Below are 1,341 nucleotides of genomic sequence, written 5' to 3'. Positions count from 1 at the left end.
GCAGGACCTTTACCATCAAGTGGTGACAAGCTACCTTTCAATACGAAGTACACACCCTTAAACTGATGTGTCTGTTCAATCGCGATCAAATCAGAGGGAGATTCGACAACACATAAAGTGTTGTGTTCCCGCTGAGCGTCCTGACAGATATGACAATACTCACTTTCACTTAAGGTTCGACACCCCACACACTCGCCTACTGCTTCCAAAGCATGCGACAAGGAATTAGCCAAACGCTGGGCACCATTGGGTTTTTCATCCAACAGCGACAGAGCCATTCGCTGGGCAGACTTCTGCCCTACTCCAGGCAAAACTCTTAGTGACTCAATCAGCTCATCAATAACAGGACCGAAAGTCATACTCTTATTTCATCCACAATTGCATTAAAAGTCGATCGTTAGAACGGCATTTTGAAGCCAGGAGGGAAGCCCATACCTTCCGCTAAGCCTGACATTGCATTTTTGTTCTTTTCTTCGATCCTTCTTACCGCATCATTTACTGCTGCAGCAAGTAAATCTTCCAAAAACTCTTTATCTTCACTCAACACAGTGTCATCTAGCTCAACCTTAATAACATCATGACGACCATTCATCACAACCTTCACCAAGCCAGCACCGGATTCACCCATCACTTCTGCATTCGCAGCTTCTTCTTGCTGCTTTTGAAGCTCTTCTTGCATTTTTTGGGCTTGCTTCATAATATCGCCCAAGTTTCCACCAATCATATTTTTCTCCACTTACTATTGTGCAGAGCGTCTTCAGAAGGCAACTGCACGCGATCATATTTTATTAAATAATCTGCCCTAAAGCTTTAATGCTATTTTCAATCAACACACCATCAAACTCTCTAATCATCTGTTGGACATAGGGGTCATTTTCAACACTCAGTTTTGCTTGCTCCCCCATTTCCGCTTTCACGCGTTCACGCCACATCATCGGCGACTCGTGTTCGGGCTTTAAGCCCTCGAAGAAAGTAATATTTCGCCCTTGTGCCACTTCTTTACTCAATGATTCACGAATCCGCCCTTCATGACTTGTATTTAGCAAACGAAAGTGTCCAGCCTCAAAATAAAGATTCAAGCCGTCCGGGTTCTCTTCTAGCACTGAGTTAAGCATTAAATTAAGCGTCATTCCGCTAAGACCCAATTGTGTCACCTGCTTATTCCATCCGCTTGAAAGGACATCTGCGGCAAGCTCACTTTTCTCTACATGATCCTGAGACGAACTCTCTGCAATAGGAGATTTTTCCTCATTCCGCAAAGTAGATTGTTTATCAGGTTCAGGCACTGGTTCCGAGACAGGTTCTTGAACTGGACTTTCAACAACGCTGGTAACAGGCTGC

3 protein-coding genes are annotated in these 1,341 nt (G+C 44.4%); all 3 read right to left on the bottom strand.

Annotation, left to right across the window (positions count from 1 at the left end; genetic code table 11):
* The coding region (locus A3756_RS15470; RefSeq protein ID WP_082865290.1) for a toprim domain-containing protein at positions 1–359 on the bottom strand (359 nt) is incomplete at its 3' end.
* A 38-nt stretch (positions 360–397) separates the two neighbouring features.
* A complete protein-coding gene (locus A3756_RS15465) occupies positions 398–724 on the bottom strand; it encodes a YbaB/EbfC family nucleoid-associated protein (RefSeq protein WP_068507357.1) in 327 nt (108 codons plus the stop codon).
* 64 nt (positions 725–788) lie between these two features.
* Positions 789–1,341: DNA polymerase III subunit gamma/tau C-terminal domain-containing protein (locus A3756_RS15460; protein WP_156490511.1), on the bottom strand; the 553-nt coding region annotated here is incomplete at its 5' end.

This window comes from Oleiphilus sp. HI0086 (assembly GCF_001635225.1).
The sequence above is the reverse complement of the archived record's forward strand: the minus strand, read 5'-3'. Positions and strand labels throughout refer to the sequence as shown.